Source organism: Nocardia brevicatena NBRC 12119, assembly GCF_000308495.1.
GTDB classification, from domain to species: Bacteria; Actinomycetota; Actinomycetes; order Mycobacteriales; family Mycobacteriaceae; genus Nocardia; species Nocardia brevicatena.
Genome location: NZ_BAFU01000049.1, coordinates 1 through 19,924, shown reverse-complemented (window position 1 = coordinate 19,924; position 19,924 = coordinate 1). Strand labels below are relative to the sequence as shown.

Genomic DNA, 19,924 nt, shown 5'->3' with positions numbered 1-19,924 from the left:
CTCAAGTCAACCGAACTGAACTCACCTTTGTGGAGAATCGCCATGACCCCAGCCGGCACTCTCGAAGCCCCCTGGCCGCGCACGGAGCCCGCCGCGTTGAACCCGAACGCCGAGCAAATCGAACTGCGCGACACGCTGCGCGCGTTGTTCGCCCGACACAGCGATATAGAACAGGTGCGCACCACATCGGCCACCGAACTCGGCTATTCCCCGGATCTGTGGCGCATGCTGATCGAAGACATGTCGGTGGCCGCTATCGCCGTGCCGGAGGATCGAGGCGGGCTCGGCTACGGCACCGCGGAACTCGCCACGATTCTGGAGGAGTGCGGCCGGGCGCTGGTCTGCGAACCGGTGCTCACCTCGGCCGTCCTGGGCGCCCAGGCACTGCTGCTCGCCGACGATCCCGAGCCGGTGGCCGAACTGCTGGAGAGCGTGTTGACCGGCGAGTCCCTCGCCACAGTGAGCGCGCTCGACCCGGCTACCGACCGCGTGCGCGCCGAGCGCGAAGGAGGCGAATGGGCTCTCGACGGAACCATCACCCACCTACTCGGGGGCGCGACCGCGGATATCGTCGTGACCACGGCGGACACTCCCGACGGGAGTCGACTGTTCGCCTTCCGGGCAGGTCCGTGGACAGAGCGCAGCCCGCGGACGGTACTCGACCCCACGCGCCGACAGGCGGATACAACGCTGCGGAGATGCCCCGCGCTCGCGCTTACCACACCTGCGGGCATCCCGACCGCGACCGCGCGGCGGCGGGACCTGACAACACTGGCCGTCGCCTGTGAGAACACGGGTGTGGTGGACCGACTGGTGGAGACCACCATCGCCTACACCCGGACCCGGCACCAGTTCGGCCGCCCGATCGGCTCATTCCAGGCGATCAAACACCGACTGGCCGACCTGCTGGTGCTCTCGGAGCGGGCCCGGTCGGCCTCGCGCTACGCGGCGGCGGCGTATGCCGAGGACCCGGATTCCGCTCGGGCCGCGATCGCGGTAGCGGGCGCGGTATGCACCGAGGCCGCCGTGACCGCGGCCGAGGAGGCCGTGCAACTGCACGGCGGAGTCGGCTTCACCTGGGAGCATCCCGCGCATTCCTACTACCGCCGAGCACTGGGCAACGAGGCCGCGCACGGCGATGCCCGCGCACACCGGGCTCGGCTCGCCGCCCTGCTCGGACTGTAACCGTCGGCGAAAAGGATGTCGCTTCGTGTTGACGGCGATGCACCTCACCCAGTAGAACTGAATTGAATCCAGTTCAATTACGAACGAAGAGACCCGAAAGAGGCCAAGATGGTTGACACCGACCACATCGTGCTCGAGAAGGACGGCGAGATCGCCCGCGTGTGGCTCAACCGCCCGCACAAGAAGAATGCGGTGACCGTCGAACTGCTGCACCGCCTGGACGAGATCATCGTCGAGGTCGACAACGACCCCGAACTGAAGGTGCTGGTGCTGCGTGGCCGGGCGAACACTTTCTGCTCCGGCTTCGACCTCGACGAACTGCGCGCGAACTACGTCGGCAGGACCAACGCGATGGACGTCGCGGTGCTCTCGGCGAAGGTCTGCGACCGGCTCTACTCCATGAACACTCCCTCGGTGGCGGTGCTCGAGGGTTACGTCACCGCCGGCGGTTTCGAGCTGATGATCTCCTGCGACTTCGCCGTGGCCGCGGACGACGCCAAGATCGGCGACTTCCATATCCGCCGGGCACTGTTCGGCGGCGCGGGCCCGATCTACCGGCTACCCCGCATGATCGGCATCCGCAAGACCAAGGAGCTGATGCTCACCGGCAAACTGCTCTCGGGCAAGGAGGCCGCGGCCTTCGACCTGATCAACGCCTCCGCCCCGGCCGAGGAACTGGACCAACTGGTGGCCGACTTCATCGCGCCGATCGTCGACAAGAGCCCCTTCATCATGAAGCTCACCAAGATGACCATCGACCGCGGTCTGGACGCCGATATCCAGTCGCTCATGGTCATGGAGCACCTCGCGGTGGGCAACGCGCTGCAGTCGGAGGACGCCCGCGAGGGCGTCAACGCCTTCCTGGAGAAGCGCGAGCCCAAATGGGTCGGCCGCTGAGCCACAAACACGACGACCACCTCGGAGACAGACGACATGCATGAACCGGTATGGGAAGGCAGCGAGTGCACCGTATGCGGCACCGTCGGCTTCCCGGCGAGCACGATGTGCGCCCGCTGCGCCACACCCACCGCCCGACCTCGGCCGCTGAGCCGCGAGGGCGTGGTATGGGCGTATACGGTGCAACGTTTCGCACCCAAATCGCCGCCCTATGTCGTTCCCGCCGAGGGTTTTTCGCCCTACGCCGTGGGTTGGGTGGAACTTCCCGACGGCATCCGGGTGGAGGCCGTACTGGAGGGTCCGGACCTCACCGAACTGGACCGGGCACCGGTGCGCCTCGTCGCGGCCGCGCCGGTGCCCCGGTTCGCCGTGATCACCGAACCCGGCGGTACCGAAACGGAAGGAAGCCCGACTCGATGAATCAGCCCGTCTCCATCATCGGAGTAGGTCTGTCGAAGTTCGGCAGACAGCCCGGCGTCACCGGCCGGCAGATGGCCGTCACCGCGATCGGCGCCGCCCTGGCCGACGCCGGGCTGTCCTGGCCGGATATCGAGGTCGCCTTCGGCGGCAGCGACGGCTCGGGACTGGCCGACACCCTGGTGGCCGACCTCGGTTTCACCGGCATACCGTTCACCAACGTCGAGAACGGGTGCGCTACGGGCGGTTCGGCGCTGTTCTCCGCGGTCAACGCCATTCGCGCGGGCGCCGCCGAGATCGCGCTCGCGGTGGGCTTCGACAAGCATCCGCGTGGCGCCTTCGACCCGGCACCCGCCGAGTGGGGCCTGCCCGAGGGGTACGGCACCGAGGGTCTGATGGTTACCACCCAGTTCTTCGGCGCCAAGATCAACCGGTATATGCGCCGGCACGGTATCCCGACCGCGGCGCTGGCCGCCGTCGCCGAGAAGGCCTACCGCAACGGTGCGCTCAACCCGAACGCCTGGCGTCGCGAACCGCTGACCGCCGCGCAGATCGCCGCCTCGGAAATGGTGAACGACCCGCTCACCAAGTTCATGTTCTGCTCACCCGGTGAGGGCGGCGCGGCGGTGATCGTCGCCTCGCCGTCGGCTGCCAAGCGGGTCGGCGACCGGGCTGTGGGGCTGCGGGCGATCAGCCATCGCACCCGCCGCTTCGGCTCTTTCGAGGTGTTCGGCCCCGCCGTACAGGGCACCGGCGAACCCACCAGCGTGAGCGCCGATGCCGCGGGCGCCGCCTTCGAACTGGCCGGTATCGGTCCGGAGGATGTGCGGGTCGCGCAGCTCCAGGACACCGAGAGCGGCGCGGAGATCATGCATATGGCCGAATGCGGTTTCTGCGAGCACGGCGAGCAGGAGAAGTGGATCGCCTCCGGCGATACCGAGATCACCGGACGGCTGCCGGTCAACACCGATGGCGGCTGTATCGCCAATGGCGAGCCCATCGGCGCCTCAGGGCTGCGCCAGGTGCACGAGATCGTGACCCAGCTGCGCGGCGAGGCGGGCGCACGGCAGGTGCCCGGCGCGCCGAGGGTCGGATTCACCCACGTCTACGGCGCGCCCGGTATCAGCGCGTGCACCGTACTGGCCGTGTGAGAGGAGACAGAAGCCGTGCAGACACAAGCCCTGTCCGACCTCGAGCGGTTCACCGCCCAGGCGCGGGCCTGGTTGGCCGGGATGGCCGCCCCGCGGACCGCCGCGCCGTGGGGTGATGGCTCCGATTCCGTGGCCGTGTTCGAGAACTGGACGGCCGAGGAGGAGCGCGCGCATACCGATGAGACCCGCGCCTACGAACAGGCCAAATTCGATGCCGGCTGGGGTGCGCTCGACTGGCCCGCCGAGTACGGCGGACGCAGCCTGCCCATGTCGTATGTGCTGGCCTTCCGCCGCACCGAGGAGGAGTTCGCGGTTCCGCGCCGCACCGAGATGTTCTCGGTGACCCAGCAGTTGGTGGCGCCCGCCATCGCGCAGTGGGGCACCGAGAAACAGCGCGACCGCTGGGTGCGGGCCATGCTGCGTACGGACCGCATTGCCTGCCAACTGTTTTCCGAAACGGAGGCGGGCTCCGACCTCGCCGCGGTACGGACTCGCGCGGTCCGCGCCGACAACGGGACCTGGGTGCTGAACGGCCACAAGGTGTGGACCTCCGGGGCGCGGGTCGCGGACCTGGGCGTCGCGGTGTGTCGCACCGACCCGGACGTGCCCAAGCACGCGGGGCTCACCGCCTTCCTGGTGCCGATGGACGTCCCGGGTGTCACCGTGCGGCCGATCCGGCAGATGACCGGCGGCAGTTCGTTCAACGAGGTCTACCTCGATGAGGTGCGCCTGGACGACGAGTACCGGCTGGGTCCGGTCGGCAAGGGCTGGCCGGTGGCGCTCACCGTGCTCGCTGCCGAACGTCTGGACGGGGCACATCTGGGCCTGGCCAACGCCGACCGGGCGGTGGAGCTCGCCCACAACCTGGGCCGTGAGCTCACCGAACTGGAGCGCGACCGCGTGGCCGATCTGGTGACCCGCGGCTATGTGCAGCGGGTAGCCGCCATGCGGGTGGCCGCAGCGGTGGTGGCGGGCAACGACCCCGGGCCCGAGGCGTCGATCGGGAAGTTGCTGGCCACCGACACCATGGCCCGCACCTCGGAGGTGGTGCGGCTGCTGCTCGGCCGCGAGGTGGGCGCCGATTCCGGCCGTTGGGGCCGGTTCGCCTGGACCGAGCACCTGCTCGGCGCGCCCGGCTACCGGATCGCGGGTGGCACCGACGAGATCCAGCGCAACATCATCGCCGAGCGTGTACTCGGCCTGCCCAAGGAGCCCCGCGCATGACGGCCACCGTACAATCGCGGGTCGCCGAACGGTTCCGAACCGAATTCGGCGAGACACTCACGGATTTCGAACGGCTGCCCGGCGGCCACTCGGGCCTCACCTACCGGGTCGCCACCGATCGCGCGGCATACGTGGTGAAGGCGGTGCCCGAGGGCCGCAAACCGATCGGCCGACACGATATGTTGCGGCAGGCCGGGATTATGCGCGCCCTGGCGGACACCCCCGTTCCGGTCCCCCGGATCGTCACCGAGGACAGCGCCGAGCCCGCCTGGTTCGCCATGGAACTCGTAGTGGGCGAGTCGCTGGAACCGGTCCTGGACGATCCGGCCGTGGCCCCCGAACTGGCGGCCACTCGGACGCGTCGGGCCGCCGATGTGCTCCCCCTGCTGCACGCCGTGGACCCGGCGGGTCTGCCGGGCGACGAGCGGCCACTCACTCCGACCGATGAACTCGCCCGCTGGGCGCGCACACTCGACGCCGTTCCGCCCGAACTGGCGACGGGCGGGCGGCACCTGCTCGACCTGCTGAGCCGCGATATCCCGGACCCGGCACCGCCCACCCTGGTCCACGGTGACTACCGGCTCGGCAACATCATCTGCGCGGGCAGCGAACCGGTCGCGCTGATCGACTGGGAGATCTGGAGTATCGGCGACCCGCGGGTGGAGCTCGGCTGGTTCCTGGTCTTCACCGACGGCTCGTGCTTTCCCGGAGTGGGTCGGGAGGTTCCCGGCCTACCCGGCGCCGCCGAACTGGTGGAACGCTACCGTGCCGTGCGTCCGCTCCCCGGGGATCTCACCTGGTTCGATGCGCTCGGCCGCCTCAAGATGGCCGCGATCATGGGCCACAACCTGCGGCGGCACCACGAGGGCAGGCACCACGACCCCGACCAGGAGAAGCTGCCCGCCACCATCGAACGCCTCATCGAGACCGGCACCGCGCTGCTCGCGGGTTGACCGTCATCCTTCAGGAGCCGCACCGTGGATTTTTCGTATTCCGCACGCACCGACGAGTTGCTCGACGAGCTCGAGTACTTCATGGACAAGCACGTCTATCCGGCCGAGAAGGTCTACGCCGAGCAGATCGCCGCCGCGAGCAACCCGCACGAGCAGCCGCCCGTCATGCGGGAGCTGCAGGCCGAAGCCCGGGCGCAGGGTCTGTGGAACCTGTTCATGACGCACGACGATTGCGGCGTGGGACTGACCAACCTCGAGTACGCGCCGCTGGCCGAGGTGATGGGCCGCTCGCTCATCGGCAACGAGGTGTTCAACTGCTCGGCGCCCGATACCGGCAATATGGAGATCCTGGCGCTGTATGGCACCGAGGTGCAGCGCGAGCAGTGGTTGAAACCATTGCTGGACTGCGGTATTCGGTCCGCGTTCGCGATGACCGAACCGGCGGTCGCCAGTTCGGACGCCACCAATATCGGGTCCACCATCCGCCGCGACGGTGACCACTACGTCCTCAACGGTCGCAAGTGGTACATCTCCGGCATCCTCGATCCGGACTGCAGGCTGCTGATCTTCATGGGCAAATCCGATCCGGACGCGCCGACCTACCGGCAGCAGAGCATGATTCTGGTGCCGGCCGACACACCCGGGATCGAAGTGCTGCGCGACCTGCCGATGTTCGGCTACCACGACCGTCTCGGGCACGGCGAGGTGCAGTTCACCGATGTGCGGGTGCCCGTGGAGAACATGCTCGGCAATGAGGGCGACGGTTTCGCGATCGCCCAGGGCAGGCTGGGACCGGGCCGCATGCACTATGCGATGCGGGCCATCGGGATGGCCGAACGCGCGCTGGAACTCATGTGCCGGCGCTCGCTGGTGCGGGTCGCGTTCGGGCAGCCGCTGGCCGAACGCGGTGTGGTGCGCGAGTGGATCGCGCGCAGCCGGATGGAGATCGACCAGATCCGACTACTGGTGCTGCAGGCCTCCTGGCTCATGGACACCAAGGGCAATGCCGCGGCCCGGTCGGAGGTGGCGGCCATCAAGGTGGCCGCGATGGAAGTTGCGCACAAGGTGGTCGACCGTGCGGTACAGACCTTCGGCGCGGCCGGGGTGAGCGATGACACCGTGCTCGCCCGAATGCACGCCGTCACCCGGGCCCTGCAAATCGCCGACGGCCCCAATGAAGTCCATCTGCGCACCATGGCGCGTCTCGAGGTGAAGAGGTACCGATGATGAGCACTGATCTGAACGGCAGGGTCGCCCTTGTCACCGGCGCCCGCCGGGGGCTGGGGCTGGCCATCGCGCGCGGGTTGAAAGCGGCCGGCGCGACGGTGATCGTTTCCAGCCGCAAGCTCGAGGCCTGCGAGCGGGCCGTCGCCACCCTGGCGGACATCCCCACCGGCGCGGCCTATCCGCTGGCACTGCACGTCGGACACTGGGACACCATCGAACCCGCCGTCGACGGCATCATCGCGGAGTTCGGCAGCCTCGACATCGTGGTCAACAACGCCGGAATCGCACCCCTGGCACAAAACCTCGTCTCGGTCACCGAGGCGCTGTGGGACAAGACCCTGGAGGTCAACCTCAAGGGACCGTTTCGCCTGATGGCGGTGGCGGGGGCACGGATGGCCGAAGCAGGCGGCGGCGCGATCGTGAACATCTCCAGTATTGGAGCGCAGCGGCCGAGTCCGCCGGAGGCGATGTACGCCGCCGCCAAAAATGGTCTCAACGCGCTGACCATGGCATTCGCTCAGGAGTACGCACCGACGGTGCGGGTGAACTGTGTTATGCCCGGCGGTTTCGCCACGGATATGGCCGAGCACTGGGACGACGAGTTCGTGGGCAAGATCGTGGACCGTCTGCCCGCCGGCAGGCTGGGCAGGCCGGAGGAGATCGCGGGGATCGTCGTTCACCTGGCAAGCGATGCCGCCGGTTACACCACCGGCGCGATCATTCCGGTCGACGGCGGCCGGACAGCGGTGTACTGAGGAGGCATCCCATGAGCGAAACATACACCCCGGAAAGGCTTTTCAGGCTCGACGGACGAGTCGCCGTGGTAACCGGGGCCTCCTCCGGGCTCGGCCTCGGCTTCGCCCGCACTCTCGCGGGCGCCGGTGCCACCGTGTACGCCGCGGCCCGCCGGTTCGATCGGCTGACCGCGCCGGCTGCCGAACAGCCGCGGATCGTGCCGGTGCGCTGCGACATCACCGACGACACCGACCGGCGCGCCCTGGTGGACCGGTGCTACCAACAGTCCGGGCGCCTCGACGTACTGGTCAACAATGCCGGACGCCCCGGCCCGCCACATGCCGAGGAGGAGACTGCCGAGGGGTTCGCCGCCGTCCTCGAGGTGAACCTGGTGGCCGGGTTCCATCTCGCCACCTACGCGGCGACCCGACTGCCCGAAGGCGAGCGCGCCTCCTTCATCAATATCTCGTCGGTGGTCGGGCTGGTCTCCACCGCCCCCATCGGCGGTGCGAGCTACGCGGCGTCCAAGGCGGGCACCGTGGGCCTCACCCGGGAGCTGGCCGGCCAGTGGGGGCGACGCGGCATCCGGGTGAACGCCGTGGTACCGGGCTGGTTCGACACCGAGATGACCGACGGTCTGTTCGCCGACGACAAGTCGGCGGGATGGGTGCGGCGCAACACCATGCTCGGCCGCGGCGGTCTGGCCGGCGAGGTCGATGGCGCGGTGCTCTTCCTCGCCTCCGATGCCTCCTCCTATATCACCGGGCAGACGCTGGTCGTCGACGGCGGTTGGACGGCACGCTGATGGCGGACGCGGGCAGGCGATGGTTATTTCCGCCCGAACCTCCCGGATATCGAGCAGGATGAGCGGTACGAGGAACCAACGATGAGACTACTGGCCAAGGACATGGTCGAGCGGGCCCGGCGTGATCCGGTCCGGCTCGCGGTACGCGACGAGCTCGGCGAGCACACCCTGGGCAAGGTCGTGGCGGCCGCCGACGACCTTGCCGCACTGCTGGCGAAGATCGATGAGAGGGCGCCCACGGTGCTCGTGCAGGCGGACAACACCTGGCGCACTCTGGCCGCGGCTCTCGCCGTGGGGTTGCGGGGCGGCGTGATCGCCGTGTTCAGCCCGCATGCCACCGCGGGCGAGTTCCGGTTGGCGGTCGAGGACATCGATCCGGATGTGGTGGTCGGCGATACCGAATCGCTGCGCCATTGGGGTATCGGTGATACCGAGTTCCCGGTGCGGCGCGTGACCTTCGATTCGCTGGTGCTGCGGGCCAAGCCCAGGGGTTTCGGCGATATCACCCGCTGGCGCGGCGGTACCGCGATCGCCATGACCTCCGGTTCCACCGGCCGGCCCAAATGCGTGGTGCAGTCCGAGGAGGCGATCCGTTACGCCTGCGACCGTACCATCGAGGCGGTCGGACTGCGTCCGGGCGAGGCGGTCGGCGCGTTCGTGCCGTTGTCGAGTGTGGCCGCGTTCTGCTTCGGTATGTACCTGCCCGCCCATCTGGGCGGACATATGGTCTCGATCGGCCGTTGGTCGCCGGCGGAGGCGCTGACCGCCATGGCCGACCATCGTGTCGCCTGGACCATGCTGGTGCCGACCATGGCGCTGCAACTGTCGGTGGTGGAGGGTTCGGCGGGCCGGTTGTCGTCGCTGCGGGCCATGACGGTCGGCGGCGGACCGATGAACGAGCGGGCCCTGGCAGAGGCCGAGTCCGTGCTCGGCACCACGTTCCTGCGGGTGTTCGGCATGTCCGAATGCCTCGGTCACACCACCCCCGGTTCGGACGACCCGCCCTCGGTCAGGCTCGGCCGGGACGGCCGGCCGTTCCCGGGAACGGTGGTCCGCGCCGTCGACGCGAACGGAAAACCGTTGCCGCCCGGCGGAATCGGCGACGCACAGGTGAAGGGTCCGTCGTTGTTCGTCGGGTACGCTCGCGGAGGAGTGGCGGTGCCACCGGAACTGACACCGGACGGTTTCCTGTCGACCGGCGATCTGGTCGAGGTGGCGGCGGACGGCTCGATCCAGGTGATGGGACGCCAGAAGCAGATCATCATCCGGGGTGGGCGCAATATCGACATCAACGAGATGGAGGCGGCCATCGCCGCCCTTCCCGGAGTTGTGCAGGTATGCGTCGTGCCGGTGCCCGACGATCTTCTGGGCGAGCGGGCGGCCGCGCTGGTGGTGACCGGCGGCGCACCGCTGGCGCTGGAGGATGTGACCGTACAACTCGCGGCGGCGGACTTTCCCAAGTCCAAATGGCCGGAGTACGTGTTCACCGTGCCCGACCTGCCGCAGAACCGGGTGGGCAAGCTGTCGCGCCCGGACGCGGTACAACTGGCAACACACTTGACCTCGCTTGACCCGAGTTCATCTCGGGTACGGTAGAGGTCCTACACCGACCACAAACCATATGCGCCTGAAGGGCAATCGCTGATGACCGTCGATACCGGAACCCGCCGCGAAAGCCCGCGATCCAAGCGGAGCAATATCCTCGCGGTCGCGATCGAACAGTTCGGGCGCGTCGGGTACGAACATACGAAATGGGCTTCGATCGCCGACGAGGTCGGCATCGGGCAGACCGCACTGTATCACTACTTCGAGTCCAAGGCGCACTGCCTGCTGACCATCATGCGCCTCGAACTGGCCGACTCGGTCGAACGCTTCGATAACGCGACCGAGTGCGTCGAGGATCCGATCGAGGCGTTGTGCGCCGCGGTCACCGGCGCCCTCATCGCCACCCCGAGCGACGCGTTGCAGCGGCGAATCCTGCAGAACCACATGGATTTGCTGTCCGGCCCGCGTCAATCGGAGAAAGAGGAGGCCGAGCGGCTGCGCTCCCGGGAGCTGGTGCAGCAGATCGAGGCCCGCTGGACGGACCTGTTCGCCCGCGGCATGGCGGCCGGCGCCTTCGCCGACGGCGATCCGCGGACGATCGGACGCCTGGTTCTGGGCATGATCATCAGCGTCTGGCGTTGGTATCGACCCGACGGGCCGCTCACGCTCGAGCAGATCACCGAGTCCGTCCGCGAGGCCGCAGTCCGCATCGCCCGAAAGTAGGGCCCGGAGTCCCCGCACTGCGGGGATTCCGCACGCCCCGCGAAACAGAACAGAATTCAGTTAGGAGAGCCGTGTACAACCTGATCGTGCTGGCCGCCCGCCCGAGCAACTGGACCCGTGAACAGTTCATCGACTGGTGGCGCGGCGAACACGCCGAAGTGACCTATCCGCTGCCGGGCCTGCTGCGCTGGCAGCACACCGAGATCCTGGAGAGCGGCGACGAGCGCTCCGCGGGCTGGGACGGGCTCTCGGTCCTGAGTTTCGCGTCCAAGGAGGCGCTCGACGCCGCACTGGCAAGCCCCGAATGGAAGGCGGCCGTCGCACATGTGGGCGCTATGCGCGGGCGGCGGATGATCTGGTTCGGAGACGAACGGACCATGGTTCCGCTCACCGGCACGGCGCCATGAGCGGCCACTGGAGTGACCCCGGCTGCCACCCCGTCATCGACGGGGTGCACCGGATTCCGCTGACCCTGCCCCAGGACGGCCTGCGAGCGGTGAACATCTACGCCCTGGAGACCGAGGCGGGCCTCGCGCTGATCGACGGTGGATGGAATCGAGGGAACACCTACCGGGAACTGGCCGCCGGGTTGGCCCGAATCGGGCGCCGCCCGGACGAAATCCATGATGTCTTCGTCACGCATATCCACCGCGACCATTACACCTTCGCGGTGGAACTGCGCAGACGACACGGCTGCCGGGTGCATCTGGGAGCCGACGAGGCCCCCGGCCTCATCGGCGTCCGGGAGCTCGGGAGCAATATGCCGGAGAGCTCACTGCGCGAACTGCGCCGGGCGGGCGCCGCCGAACTGGCCGCCGCGGCGTACGCCCAGGCGGCGGACGAACCCTTCGACGTCGCCGACTGGGAGCCGCCGGACACCTGGTTACGTCCGGGACCGCTCCCGCTGCCCGAACACGACCTGCACGCCATGGCCACACCGGGCCACACCAAGGGCCACCTGGTTTTTCACGATCGCCGCAATGGCCTGCTGTACACCGGCGACCATCTCCTGCCCACCATCACCCCCTCGATCGGTTTCGAGATCGGTGAATGGGATCTGCCGCTGGGCCGCTTCCTGGAATCACTGCGGCTGCTGCGCGACTGCGAGCGCGCCATGCTTCCCGCGCACGGGCCGACCGGTGGCAGTGCGGCCGAGCGCGCGCGGGAACTTCTGGCCCACCACGAACGCCGCTTCGCCGAGATCGAGGGCGTACTGGTCGATCTCGGTGCGGCCACCGGCCTGGCCGTGGCCGGTGCGCTGACCTGGACCCGGCGGCACCGCCGTTTCGCCGAGCTGGACATCTTCAACCGGATGATCGCGACCTGCGAGACGATGGCCCACCTGGACGTGCTGGTGTCCCGCGGCCGGGCCGGCCGCGAGCACCGCGACGGTGTGGATGTCTTCACCGCACATCAGGCGCATGTCCACCCACCGTCCACGTACAACTCCGTGCCGGTCACATAGGTGGCGTCGTCCCCGGCGAGGAAGGCCACCGCGGCGGCCACCTCCTCGGCGCGACCCAGCCGACCCATCGGGGTTCCCGCCACCATGGCGGTATGCCGCTCGCCGCCCTCGTACCGCTCCAGCAACTGCTCGGTGCCGATGAATGCGGGATGGACGGAGTTCACCCGCACTCCCCGCAGCGCCCAGTGCAGCGCGGCGTTCTTCGTCATCGTCCGCACCGCCCCCTTGGCCGCGGCGTAGGCCAGGCTGTCGCCGAGCCCGCCGACCGTGCCCAGGATCGAGCACAGGTTCACGATCGACCCGCCGCCGCTATGTTCGATCAGGGCGCCGGCATGTTTCATGCCCAGCCAGGTACCGGTCTGGCTCACCGCGACCACCCGGTTGTATCGGTCCAGCTTCTCGTCGACCACGCCCGCCAGGCTGCCGATGGCGCCATTGTTGATCAGCACGTCGAGGCCGCCGAAGCGCCCGGCGATGGTGGCGGTGGCTGTCCGCCAGGCGTCCTCGTCGGTGATGTCCAACCCCAGCGCCAGGTGCCGATCCGGTTCGCCCAGTCCGGCCACCAGATCGGCGCAGTCCGCCGCGGCCGCGGGCCGGTCGGTGGCGATCACCACCGCGCCTTCGGCGGCGAGGCGGCGCACGATCTCCACCCCGATTCCGCCACCGGCGCCCGTTACCAGCACGGTCTTGTCCCGGAGTCGATCCGCTCCCGGCGCCATCGTGTCCGCCTTTCTTCTCGGGAAATCAGAGGGTGTTCGGCGCATTACGTCCGCCGCCATCACGGTGGGCGAGCGGGCGCCACGCGGCTCTGGCCACGCAGTTCACCAAACTGAACTGATGTCAGTTTGACAGTAAGAGGCTTCCGTCGCGGTGTCAATCACCGCCCGCCCCGCCTCCTACCCCGCAATGCGGGCCCGACACGGCCAGGACGACGCCTGCCGACACCGCTGCACCGCGGGCGACGCGGCGATGGTGATCGATCTCGGGCCCGCGGCGTGCGCCAGAGTTCGGCGAGCACGACCCGGGTTCGACCGGCGTACCGGAAGGCGGTGTTCGAAGACCCAGGGCAGACCACAGCCGCCCGGTGTCCCACTCACCGATAAGACCGTCGGTAACCCGCCGCGCAGGCTCACGCGCGGGTTGGACCCTCAGGCGCCGAGTCGGAACCGAGCCGATTCGCTCCCAGCAGGTCGAGGGCGAACTCCCCGTATTGCGTGGCGATTCCCTCGGGAGAGTCGGCTCCTCCCTCGCGGAACCACTGGGATATACCGGTGCACATGGTGACGATCGCCCGCCCGGCGGCCCGGGGATGCGCGGTGGTGATCCGACCGTCGGCGCGGGCCGCGGCGATCTCCTCGTCCAGCATTCGCTGGATCTCACTGCGCGACCGTGCGATCCGCGCACGCTCGACAGGTACCAGGCTGCGCATTTCACTGGCGCCGATGAAACCGAGTTCCCGCCGATGGGTGTGGAACAGCGCCAGCGCCTCCACGATCAGCCGGACCCGGTCGAGGCCGTCATGCCCCTCGGCGCGGGCGGCGCGCACCCGCCAGTGCAGATCGTCCATGGTGAGATCCAGAATTCGCACCAGGACTCCCTGCTTGTCACGGTAGTGGTGGTAGAGGCCCGGCACACTGGTGCCGGCCCGGCGGGCCAATGCCCGCACGGTGGTGCCGTGATACCCGATCTCCACGAACGAGGCGATGGCCGCCGTCAGCGCCGGATCGGCCTCGAGAGGCCCGAATTCCCGCCAGGACCCGCGTGCGGTGTCCACGACCTCCGTGCGTACCGGCACGGAGGCGGCGGAGGCGGTACCGAGCAACCGGTGTGCGGGCACTCCGAGGGCGGCGGCCAGCCCGGTCAGCCGAGAGACGGACAGGCCGGTCCGCCCGTTCTCGATGGCGCTGAGTGTTGCCGGGCTCACTCCGATGCGGCGGGCAACCTCGCGCAGTGAGAGTCCGGCCGCGCTGCGCGCTGCCCTGATCGCCTCATGGGGTGATAGCGGCGCGGCCATGGGTTCCTCCGACATGGTGTTCAGGCTATCCGAACACTCCTACAAGCATCCGCTCTGACGACAGGACAGTACAAGAGACTATCTTTGACAACGTGCCGGCACGATGCGAAGGTTCCTCCGGAGCGATCGCTCGGTTGGCACAGCGTCGTTCCGAATGCCGAGGAGGACTGCGATGCCGATCGATCTGACTTATTCCGCCGATGTGCAGGACCTGGTGGAACGCACCCGCGAGTTCGTGCGTACCACGGTGCTGCCGGTCGAAGACGAGCACCACGGTGACATCACCGCCGCCGGCGGGGACCGGATACGCGTCACCTTGCAGGAACAGGCCCGTGCGGCGGGAGTGTTCGCACCGCATGCCCCGATCGAGTACGGCGGACAGGGTTTGTCGATGTCGGATCGCGCGCCGGTCTTCGAGGAGGCCGGCTACTCGCTGTTCGGCCCGACGGCGCTCAATATCGCCGCACCCGACGAGGGCAATGTGCATATGCTCGCCCATATCGCCGACCCAGAGCAGAAGTCGCGGTATCTGGAGCCGCTCGCCCGTGGCGAGGTGCGTTCGGCCTTCGCGATGACCGAACCCGCCCCCGGCGCCGGCTCCGACCCGTCCGCGTTGGCCACCCGCGCGGCGAAGGTGGACGGCGGCTGGCGCATCAACGGTCACAAGCATTTCATCACCGGCGCGGATGGCGCCGGGTTCTTCATCGTCATGGCCCGCACCTCCGGCGAGCCGGGGCAGCGCGGTGGGGCCACCATGTTCCTCACCCCCGCCGACACCCCCGGCCTGCGCGTCGGCCGGCATATCGGCACGCTCGACCGTGCCATGATCGGCGGTCACTGCGAGGTCTTCTTCGAGGATATGTTCGTCCCCGATGAAGCGGTGCTCGGCGCCGTCGACCGCGGCTTCGAATACGCGCAGGTCCGCCTGGGCCCCGCTCGAATGACCCATGTGATGCGTTGGCTCGGAGCCTCCCGACGCGCGCACGATATCGCGGTCGCCCGCGTCGCCGAACGCGAAGGTTTCGGCGCGCGGATCGGTGACCTCGGCCTGGCACAGAAAATGGTGGCGGACAACGAGATCGATATCGCTGCCACCCGCGCACTGCTCGTGCGCGCCTGTTGGGAACTCGACAACGGCGAACACGCGGGCAACGCGACATCGATCGCGAAGACCTTCGCCGCCGAGGCCATCTTCCGCATCGTCGACCGCGGTATCCAACTGTGCGGCGGTCTCGGCGTCTCCGATGACCTGCCCTTGGCCCGCCTCTCCCGGGAAGTCCGACCTTTCCGGATCTACGACGGCCCCTCCGAAGTACACCGCTGGGCCATCGCCAAACGCGCGGTGGGCGCCGCGCGCCACGCCGCCCGTTGACAAGAGCCGCTCTCCTTTTCGACGGTACGGTCTCCGACCGAAGAACACCGACCTTCGGGCCGTGGTGGTCGGGCCGGTCGACGAACATCGGCATCCACCCGAGTCGGGTGATCACGGCCTCCCGGTTGTCAGCGCGGCGACGGGCCGATCGTTCGAGGGGATACGAGTGCGTATGTCCGGTCGACGATCAGGGTCGGCACAGCGGTGACACCCGGTCGGTGGACACGCTCCGGAACCGAACGCGCCTGTTGCGTATATGAATCCGGCTGCGGCAAGAAGTTACCGGGTCCGACCGTTTCACCGTGCTCCCGGATCCGCCGACCACGCGGGACCGACGCGCCCATCGAAGCGATGATGTCTACACCTTTGCTCGGCTCCACCGGGGAGCCTCGGACCGTATCGGGGGGTGTAAGGGTCCGGACCATCCGCGCCGGGTTCCCCACCGCGACGACGTTCGGCGCCAGATCGCCGGTGACCACCGAACCGGCGCCGACCACGGTGTTCTCACCGATTGTCACACCGGGCAGAACGATCGCACCGCTTCCCGGCCAGACATTGTCGGCAATGGTGATCGGTGCGGCGGATTCCCATTTCGCTCGGCGTTGTGCGGGATCGAGCGGATGAGTCGGCGTAAGCAACTGGACATTGGTGCCGATCTGTACGTCGTTCCCGATCGTGATCGGCGCGACATCCAAGGCCACCGGGCCGAAGTTGACGAACGTACGAGCCCCGATACCAATATGGCGACCGTAACCGACTCGCAAAGGCGGCCGGATCTCCGTGGCGTCGCCGATCGCACCGAGCAGCTCGGCCGGCAGGGTCCGCCGCCGAGCGGCATCGCGCATCGGCGTGGCATCGAACGCTTCCATCAGGTCCATGGCGCGCAAGTTCTGCTCGATCAGCTCGGGGTCGTCGGCGAGGTAGAGGTCTCCGGCAAGCATGCGCTCGCGCATGGACCGGGTATCCGAAGACTGCCTGGACATCTGCCCGAGCCCGGTCGGACCGGCCCGCGACGATCCGGGAGGAATCATTGGTCGTTCCGACCGGCACCCCCGGTGCGGCAATGGTTCGAGCAACGGCATACGCTGCCGCTCCGGATACCACGGTCGGGGCGCCCGGTCATACGAGATCTCGGTAGAACTCGCCGATGTTGGGCGGATTCGAGCCGCGCCCGCCCGGCCGGAAACCACTTCTGACCAGTGTTTTCGGACTTTCGATCGATACTACGGCGGCCCCGCACCGTCACTTTCGCCCCACCGCCTCTGGTCCTGCAGACAGACATCAGTGAACCGGGGTCGGCCGGCGGCTTTCGTCTCCATGGATTTCGAGGATGCAGTCCTCGACCGGTCGCAGCCGCACCCCGCTGTCCCCGACGACGAGCACATCGCCTTCCCGGCGGCCCCCGATCTCGTCGAGCAGCCCGCCCCACAGTGCGATGCCGTCCTCGTAGCACGTACAGACCAACAGCACTTCACCGGGCTCCGACCGGGGAAGTTCGGGAAAGGACATGACTCTCCTTCGAAAGGTCGCTGCGGTCACGCCGTCACAATCGGTACCGGTCATGATGATGCCTCCCGCAGGACATCTGGTCGGACCGGCGCCGTTCGGATGGGACAGCCCTCATGGTGGCAGATCGGCGACATCGAACAGTGACCGGGCCCAAAGCCGGGCGGTACGCCGCTGCGGTCCTATCGGTGTGCCGATTCGTCCGATGGCGTGGGCTCAGGTGCTCGGAGCTGTCTCGCTGAGGTTTCCCGGCCGATACGTTCTACGCCACTACCCATCCGCCACGAAGGATGTCCCGGCAGTGCGCAAGACGATCGCCAGCGCCTTCGATAAGGAGCTGCCGCCGGAGCTGCATTCCGGCATAGCCCACGCGGTGTGGATGCAGACGTGTGCCATGAGCGACCGCGGCCGGCGCTTCGACTTCTGGACCGAGCCCGACGGCGGCAAGGCGCTCGACAAGGAGTTGGACGCCGATGGGGATCGGCTGGGTGAGAACGCGCGCTGGAGTAGCGGCAGGTGATATGCCGCCCCGCGCAGTAACAGCGGTGTCGTAAAACGATGCGTTCTTGGACACCTACGCAGGCGATCACCACTGGCCAGAGGCGTTTCCAGCCTTTCGTATGTCCATAAAATCTCTTTTGCGGACACAATTGAACGAGCCTTGACGGGGAGGTCTGCGCGCACTGGAGAGAGGCGCGGGCCGTCAGCGGCAGCAGTTGGGATCGAGGACGAGACACAGTGCAGCCAGGGCGTCGCGGTGGGCGTGGTGGATGACGTTCATGCCGTGGCGTTCGGAGGCGATCAGGCCGGCTTTGCGCAACTGGGTGAGGTGGTGGCTGACCGTGGATTCGGACACCCCGACCGCGGCGGCGAGGTCGCCACCGTTTCGCCCGGTGTCCGGACCGGCCAGCAGCAGTGACATCAGTTTCACCCGGACCGGGTCGGCGAGAGCCTTCAGTCGCAGTGCGACGTGCAGGGCCGCCTCGTCGTCGACCGGACCGGCCGCCACCGGCGGACAGCAGACGGGAGCGGTTGTGTCGATGACGGGCAGTGCTTTGGGCATGAAACCGATCCTACCGATGATGTTGACTTATGTCGAAAAGGTGGCAGACTGACCACTGTCAATGATTCGATATATGTCACATAGGTGGTGGTCATGGTGTCCCGCGTTCAGCTCGCGCTCAATGTGGACGATCTGGAGTCCGCGGTCGAGTTCTACTCGACGCTGTTCGATACCGAACCGGCGAAACGCAAGCCCGGATATGCGAACTTCGCGATCGTGGAGCCGCCGTTGAAGCTGGTGCTCATCGAGAATCCTGGTCACGGCGGCAGTGTGAACCACCTCGGTGTCGAGGTGGAGTCCTCGGAGAAGGTGCACGCCGAGATCGCGCGTCTGTCGGAGGCCGGCCTGTTCACCGAGGAGCAGATCGCGACGACGTGTTGTTTCGCCACCCAGGACAAGGTGTGGGTGACCGGCCCGAATCAGGAGCGGTGGGAGGTTTACACGGTGCTGGTCGATACCGAGCACTTCGGCGCCGCCCCAGAACTGGCCGAGATGGGCGACAAGGAGGCGGTACAGGCGTGCTGCGGCACCGACGGCCGCGGTGAGACCGCATCCGAGGCCGAGACGGGGTCGGGGGTGGCGTGCTGCGCGCCGGCCGCCGCCGGATAAGAGCTCGGGGTCCGTGATCGATGTGGAGACCGCGCCCGCGGCTGTGGGTGGGCTGCCGCGGGCGGGGCGCGGCCGGGCGTTGGCGGTGCTGCGCCTGACCCACATCTCGAGTTGGGGGGTTCTGCATTACGTGTTTCCGGTGTTGTCGATCACGGCAAGACCGGTTGGTCGGCACCGGTGATCACCGGTGCGTTCGCTGGTTTCGTCGGACGACCGCTGATCGCTCGAGCGGGCGTTACCGGCAGCAAGAAGGACTCACCGATCAGCTCCCATCAGGCGCCTTCGCCACCCATCGATGATGGCCCACCCCAGCGAGGATGGGCCATCATCGTCGATTCAGCGGAGGAAGTTCTCGATCAGCGGAATGGTCTCGGCCGGGCAGTCCTCATGCACTGTGTGACCGCACCCTGGCAGTACCGTGGCGGTCGCGTTCGGGATCCACGCGCCACCCCACGAATGGCCCACCAACGAGATCATCAGCAGAGACCTGCCCGCCACCACCTGATAAGGCGATGACACTGCTGGAGGCCGCCGGATACCTCACCATCACCAAGGGCTACACCGGCCGCAAACCGAAACCTGGCTCGCCCTCACTCACAAGGGTCGCACCGCCTACCACTCTCACCTCGATGCGCTCACCATGCTCACTCGCAAGGCCGGCGAGGCCACGCCGCAGTCCTGACCACAATTCCGACAGTCGGAATCAGCGGCGCCCTTCCGCCGAGCAGACCGCCGAGCTCACTCCGCAGGCCGAAGAAATACGCAGCCGGCGCCGGTGCGGTCCGCCCGAAGCCGGCAAGCGGCCGGTGGGGGTGACGTCACGGCGCGTATCCGCTGCGCCGGCAGTCCACCTCGGACGCTGCTCGGATTTCTCCGGACCTTCGGTGGGGGCTCCTTCGACCAGGCGCAACGGGCATATCCGTGGCCTTTCGGCGAGTACTACCAGGAGCCCCTGACGGGTAGGCATGTGCCGAGTTCCTTGTTCGGCTGCGCCACGGTCACCTGATCGCCGAGGATTTCTGTGCGGTTCGGT

22 protein-coding genes are annotated in these 19,924 nt (G+C 68.0%); 16 read left to right on the top strand and 6 right to left on the bottom strand.

Features of this window, described 5'->3' with window-relative positions:
• Positions 1 to 42: 42 nt before the first annotated feature.
• The 13 genes from ON20_RS10535 (at position 43) to ON20_RS10475 (ending at position 12,327) form a co-directional block, all read left to right on the top strand.
• On the top strand, positions 43 to 1,185 hold the full coding sequence (locus ON20_RS10535) for an acyl-CoA dehydrogenase family protein (RefSeq protein WP_051162129.1): 1,143 nt from the start codon (positions 43 to 45) through the stop codon (positions 1,183 to 1,185).
• Positions 1,186 to 1,293: 108 nt separating this feature from the next.
• Complete coding sequence (locus tag ON20_RS10530; protein ID WP_040834957.1) at positions 1,294 to 2,082, top strand: enoyl-CoA hydratase/isomerase family protein; 789 nt, start codon at positions 1,294 to 1,296, stop codon at positions 2,080 to 2,082.
• Between the two features lie 36 nt (positions 2,083 to 2,118).
• Positions 2,119 to 2,502, top strand: a complete 384-nt coding sequence (locus ON20_RS10525) for a Zn-ribbon domain-containing OB-fold protein (protein ID WP_051162127.1) — start codon at positions 2,119 to 2,121, stop codon at positions 2,500 to 2,502.
• The gene (locus ON20_RS10520; RefSeq protein ID WP_040834956.1) at positions 2,499 to 3,650 is read left to right on the top strand and encodes a thiolase family protein; all 1,152 of its coding nucleotides are present in this window, start codon (positions 2,499 to 2,501) and stop codon (positions 3,648 to 3,650) included. Before ON20_RS10525 ends, ON20_RS10520 begins: the two co-directional genes overlap by 4 nt.
• Before the next feature lie 81 nt (positions 3,651 to 3,731).
• Entirely contained in the window at positions 3,732 to 4,874 is a 1,143-nt protein-coding gene (locus tag ON20_RS10515) for an acyl-CoA dehydrogenase family protein (protein WP_245547164.1), read from the top strand.
• Positions 4,871 to 5,827 (top strand): phosphotransferase family protein, encoded by a 957-nt coding sequence (locus ON20_RS10510; RefSeq protein WP_040834955.1) that lies wholly within the window; start codon positions 4,871 to 4,873, stop codon positions 5,825 to 5,827. Before ON20_RS10515 ends, ON20_RS10510 begins: the two co-directional genes overlap by 4 nt.
• 24 nt (positions 5,828 to 5,851) lie before the next feature.
• A complete protein-coding gene (locus ON20_RS10505) occupies positions 5,852 to 7,054 on the top strand; it encodes an acyl-CoA dehydrogenase family protein (RefSeq protein WP_040834954.1) in 1,203 nt (400 codons plus the stop codon).
• A complete protein-coding gene (locus tag ON20_RS10500) occupies positions 7,054 to 7,809 on the top strand; it encodes an SDR family NAD(P)-dependent oxidoreductase (protein WP_040834953.1) in 756 nt (251 codons plus the stop codon). The genes ON20_RS10505 and ON20_RS10500 overlap by 1 nt, the downstream gene beginning before the upstream one ends.
• 11 nt (positions 7,810 to 7,820) lie before the next feature.
• Positions 7,821 to 8,594 (top strand): SDR family NAD(P)-dependent oxidoreductase, encoded by a 774-nt coding sequence (locus ON20_RS10495; RefSeq protein ID WP_040834952.1) that lies wholly within the window; start codon positions 7,821 to 7,823, stop codon positions 8,592 to 8,594.
• Positions 8,595 to 8,675: 81 nt separating this feature from the next.
• On the top strand, positions 8,676 to 10,190 hold the full coding sequence (locus tag ON20_RS10490; RefSeq protein ID WP_040834951.1) for a class I adenylate-forming enzyme family protein: 1,515 nt from the start codon (positions 8,676 to 8,678) through the stop codon (positions 10,188 to 10,190).
• Positions 10,191 to 10,238: 48 nt separating this feature from the next.
• Complete coding sequence (locus ON20_RS10485) at positions 10,239 to 10,862, top strand: TetR/AcrR family transcriptional regulator (RefSeq protein ID WP_040834950.1); 624 nt, start codon at positions 10,239 to 10,241, stop codon at positions 10,860 to 10,862.
• Positions 10,863 to 10,933: 71 nt separating this feature from the next.
• Positions 10,934 to 11,269, top strand: a complete 336-nt coding sequence (locus ON20_RS10480; protein ID WP_040834949.1) for an EthD family reductase — start codon at positions 10,934 to 10,936, stop codon at positions 11,267 to 11,269.
• A complete protein-coding gene (locus ON20_RS10475) occupies positions 11,266 to 12,327 on the top strand; it encodes an MBL fold metallo-hydrolase (protein WP_040834948.1) in 1,062 nt (353 codons plus the stop codon). The genes ON20_RS10480 and ON20_RS10475 overlap by 4 nt, the downstream gene beginning before the upstream one ends.
• Here the strand turns inward: ON20_RS10475 and ON20_RS10470 are convergent.
• Positions 12,276 to 13,046 carry an SDR family NAD(P)-dependent oxidoreductase gene (locus ON20_RS10470; protein WP_040834947.1) on the bottom strand — a complete coding sequence of 257 codons (771 nt, stop codon included), beginning with the start codon at positions 13,044 to 13,046 and terminating at the stop codon, positions 12,276 to 12,278. The genes ON20_RS10475 and ON20_RS10470 overlap by 52 nt on opposite strands.
• Positions 13,047 to 13,456: 410 nt before the next feature.
• Positions 13,457 to 14,356 (bottom strand): TetR-type transcription factor C-terminal domain-containing protein, encoded by a 900-nt coding sequence (locus tag ON20_RS10465; protein WP_086008957.1) that lies wholly within the window; start codon positions 14,354 to 14,356, stop codon positions 13,457 to 13,459.
• 157 nt (positions 14,357 to 14,513) lie between these two features.
• On the opposite strand from ON20_RS10465, the gene ON20_RS10460 reads away from it, so the two are divergent.
• Entirely contained in the window at positions 14,514 to 15,713 is a 1,200-nt protein-coding gene (locus ON20_RS10460) for an acyl-CoA dehydrogenase family protein (protein WP_040834946.1), read from the top strand.
• 128 nt (positions 15,714 to 15,841) lie between these two features.
• On the opposite strand, the gene ON20_RS38705 is transcribed toward ON20_RS10460, so the two are convergent.
• Both ON20_RS38705 and ON20_RS10450 read right to left on the bottom strand, forming a co-directional pair.
• The gene (locus tag ON20_RS38705; RefSeq protein ID WP_157228789.1) at positions 15,842 to 16,666 is read right to left on the bottom strand and encodes a sugar O-acetyltransferase; all 825 of its coding nucleotides are present in this window, start codon (positions 16,664 to 16,666) and stop codon (positions 15,842 to 15,844) included.
• A 328-nt stretch (positions 16,667 to 16,994) separates the two neighbouring features.
• Positions 16,995 to 17,222 (bottom strand): hypothetical protein, encoded by a 228-nt coding sequence (locus ON20_RS10450; RefSeq protein ID WP_040834945.1) that lies wholly within the window; start codon positions 17,220 to 17,222, stop codon positions 16,995 to 16,997.
• Between the two features lie 298 nt (positions 17,223 to 17,520).
• On the opposite strand from ON20_RS10450, the gene ON20_RS10445 reads away from it, so the two are divergent.
• Entirely contained in the window at positions 17,521 to 17,739 is a 219-nt protein-coding gene (locus ON20_RS10445) for a hypothetical protein (RefSeq protein WP_157228780.1), read from the top strand.
• 183 nt (positions 17,740 to 17,922) lie between these two features.
• Here the strand turns inward: ON20_RS10445 and ON20_RS10440 are convergent, their stop codons facing one another.
• The gene (locus ON20_RS10440) at positions 17,923 to 18,282 is read right to left on the bottom strand and encodes an Rv2640c family ArsR-like transcriptional regulator (RefSeq protein ID WP_040834943.1); all 360 of its coding nucleotides are present in this window, start codon (positions 18,280 to 18,282) and stop codon (positions 17,923 to 17,925) included.
• Positions 18,283 to 18,378: 96 nt separating this feature from the next.
• On the opposite strand from ON20_RS10440, the gene ON20_RS10435 reads away from it, so the two are divergent.
• On the top strand, positions 18,379 to 18,891 hold the full coding sequence (locus ON20_RS10435; RefSeq protein WP_218002496.1) for an ArsI/CadI family heavy metal resistance metalloenzyme: 513 nt from the start codon (positions 18,379 to 18,381) through the stop codon (positions 18,889 to 18,891).
• A 336-nt stretch (positions 18,892 to 19,227) separates the two neighbouring features.
• Here the strand turns inward: ON20_RS10435 and ON20_RS37900 are convergent, their stop codons facing one another.
• Positions 19,228 to 19,410 (bottom strand): alpha/beta fold hydrolase, encoded by a 183-nt coding sequence (locus ON20_RS37900; protein WP_218002491.1) that lies wholly within the window; start codon positions 19,408 to 19,410, stop codon positions 19,228 to 19,230.
• Positions 19,411 to 19,924: the final 514 nt, after the last annotated feature.